Consider the following 3213-nt stretch of genomic DNA (forward strand, 5'->3'; position numbering starts at 1 on the left):
TAATTGGTAATTGGTAATTGGTAATTGGTAATTGGTAATTGGTAATTGGTAATTGGTAATTGGTAATTGGTAATTGGTAATTGGTAATTGGTAATTGGGAATTGGGAATTGGTAATTGGGAATTGGTAATTGGTAATTGGTAATTGGTAATTGGTAATTGGTAATTGGGAATTGGTAATTGGTAATTAGGAATTAGGAATTGGTAATTGGTCATCCATCGGTAATTAGTCATCGGTAATCGGTAATTTTATCCTTGACATCCGTTACACAATCCGTTGCCTAACTTCCTTCTTACACTATAGACTTAAGAGTTAAAGCAGCTTCATTAAGTTTTTGAGTGCCTACTTTGACTTGAGTAATGCCGCTGATAGTTTGAGATGCAGTGCGGTTGAGAGAGTTCATTTCATCACCTACTTGCCCGATCGCGATCGCCTGCTGTTTAATATTCAAAGAAATTTGTTGATTGCTAGCAAACACCAGATTGCAAGCTTCCCGAACCCCCGTAAAAGCTTCTGCTGTATCCTGCGCTGTTTTCACCCCTGCCGCGACTGTTTTGCGGCTTTCTTCCGTTGCTTTCACCGTCGAGTCGATCGCGCCCTTAATTTCTGGAATAATACCATTAATCTTTTGCGCGGCTTGTTGGCTTTCATCTGCTAATTTACGGATCTCGCTGGCTACCACCGCAAAACCTTTGCCATACTCACCAGCCCTGACAGCTTCCACAGCCGCGTTAAGAGCCAGCATATTTGTCTGAGTGGCTAAATCGCTAACTAAATTTGCCAAAGTCGAGATATTGCCAATCTGACTTGTGCTATCCCCCAGGCGCTGATTTTGCTGAGAAATTGCTGCCACAGCTTGTCTAAGACTCAGCATTTGATTGAGAGTTTCTTCAACTTTTTGAGTTCCTTCTTGCGCGAGGGTTAAAGCTTGGCGAGCGGCGACGGCAACAGCCTCAGCTTGCTCGGCTGTCTCCCGAGAAGATATGCCCAATTGTTCTAAGGTTGCAGTTGTTTCATTGACTGAGAGAAATTGCTGGCCGACGACTTGCTCTTGCTCATTCATATTAGATAATATTTGCATAGAGAATGACGATATTTGATAGATCAATCCTCGAATCAGCTTAATTAGTTGTCGCAGCACCAAAAATCCTAATCCCAGAACAGTACCCAGGGACAATACAGCAATAATAGTAGCTATTTTTTTAAGAACAAAAATAGAAGCAAACAGCGAATATTTAGGTGCTTGATTCACAATCACAATGAATTTGTTGTTGTTTTCTTTACTCAGAAAAACTGTATCATAGCTAATCACTCGATCGCCGAGGTCAATATTGCCTTTGCCACCAGAAAGTATTTGTGTCACTACCTCTGCCACATAATCTTTTTGGACATTTTCATTCGTTTTTGTTTCATAACCCCATTCTTTTTTAGAAGTGGGATGGTAGATGTAGCTACCATCTTGATTTAACATAAAACCTTTCTCTGAATTATCATGATTCATGTTTTTAACTATATCAATCAGATTCTTTCCCAAAGAATTGGCAATCAAAATGCCTTTTCTTTCTCCTTTGGTATTAAAAACAGGAGTGGCGTGACGAATGGTTGGCTTGTAAGGAATTTCTATTTTACCGCGCTCCTGATTGAGATTGAATTGAGACACATAAATTTCGCCCGGTTTTAGCTTCATAGTTAAGTAAAAGTAATCCCTATGAGCCTGATTTTGTAGTTCTGAAGTTGGAACTATTTTGAGCGTTTGGCCGTCAGAATTTACGCGCACGAGTTCGTTGCCATTCTCATCTATATAACGCAATTGCATATAAGATTGCTTAATTGCCATCATTGATGCAAATGTGATTTGCATTCGATCGACCCAATTTTGATAAGTTGAATTAGTTTCTTTGTCTGCTCCATTTCCATCTCTAGCTTTAATTATTCCTTGAAGAGCAGGAGATTTGCTGAAGAATAAAACATCGTAACTGATATTTTCTAGTTTGTTGACTATTTGCTCTCCGCTGGATGTGACACTTTCAGTAAGATTAGTTAAGGCTAAGGTTTGGAGTGCTGCTTCGGAAGAGGAAATTCCATACCAGCCAACAAGAGATACTGGAATCAAGGTACTTAAAATTAAAAGCAGTAGCAGTCGGTTTTGAATTTTTCTGAAAAATTTATTAATCATGGGGAGTGGCTAATTGCTAATTGGTAATCGATAATCGCTAATCAGTAATAAATAAATCTTACTTCCTTCAACTACACTGCTGATTTGAGATTTTGGGCTGCTTGGTTTAGTTGAACAATGCCGAGTTTGACTTGAGAAATACTGGCGGCAGTTTCTTGAGTGGCGAGGTGAAGAGAGTTGACGGATTCAACTACATCCTGAATGGCGATTGCCTGGTTTTTCGATGTGACGGAAATTTGTTTGCTGTTTGCAGCAATGCGATCGATCGCCCTGGCAACCCCAGCAAATGCGTCTGCGGTTTTTCGGGCAATTTTTACTCCATTTTCTACAGTTTTTGTGCCGTCATCCGTCACTGTTGCTGTCAAAGTAATAGCTTTCTGGATTTCTGCAACTAAAGCATTGATGTTGCTAGCAGATTCCTTGCTGCGATCGGCTAATTTGCGAATCTCGCTAGCAACAACAGCAAATCCTTTACCGCTTTCACCGGCTCTAACTGCTTCGACAGCAGCGTTAAGGGCGAGCATATTTGTTTGGTTGGCTAAATCGCTGACTAAACTGGATATATTGCCAATGCGATCGGTTTGCTCGCTTAAATGCAAAATTTGTTTTTGAATTGCTCCGACATTTTCTGTCAAAGTTGCCATTTCTTTCAAGGTATTATCTACTGCTTGACTGCCTCCTGCTGCAAGTTTAAGAGCTTGGACTGCCCCAAAAGCGGCAGCTTCGGCTTCGGAGGCACAAGCTTTGCTTGATTCGCTCAATTCGTTCATTGTAGTCGCAGTGCGATCGACAGCAGATAGTTGTTGGCTGGCGATGCGCTTCTGCTGTTCGATGGTGACAGCAATTTGGGACGAAGAAGAGGCGATCGCCCGTACAATGTGATTAACCGAGCGAGTAGTTCGACTAGCTAAAAAAATTGCGATCGCGCTAACAACAGCAGCAGTGAACCCAACTCCTGACATCAAAGTATACAGTAACTCTTGTTGGGGAGCAAATACATTTTTTGTATCGTTAGCAATAATCACGCTCCAGCCCAAT

General features: G+C 41.1%; 3 protein-coding genes. All 3 read right to left on the reverse strand.

Annotated elements, in window-relative coordinates:
• Window positions 1–232, reverse strand: a 232-nt coding sequence (locus tag JGK20_RS33650; RefSeq protein WP_293233741.1) for a hypothetical protein, incomplete at its 3' end; no start/stop codon positions are given.
• A 59-nt stretch (window positions 233–291) separates the two neighbouring features.
• Window positions 292–2175 (reverse strand): methyl-accepting chemotaxis protein, encoded by a 1884-nt coding sequence (locus JGK20_RS33655; RefSeq protein ID WP_293181616.1) that lies wholly within the window; start codon window positions 2173–2175, stop codon window positions 292–294.
• Window positions 2176–2246: 71 nt separating this feature from the next.
• A partial coding sequence (locus JGK20_RS33660; protein ID WP_293233743.1) for a methyl-accepting chemotaxis protein occupies window positions 2247–3213 on the reverse strand: 967 nt, incomplete at its 5' end.

The sequence above is a fragment of the Microcoleus sp. PH2017_05_CCC_O_A genome (genome assembly GCF_020738785.1).
GTDB lineage: Bacteria > Cyanobacteriota > Cyanobacteriia > Cyanobacteriales > Microcoleaceae > Microcoleus.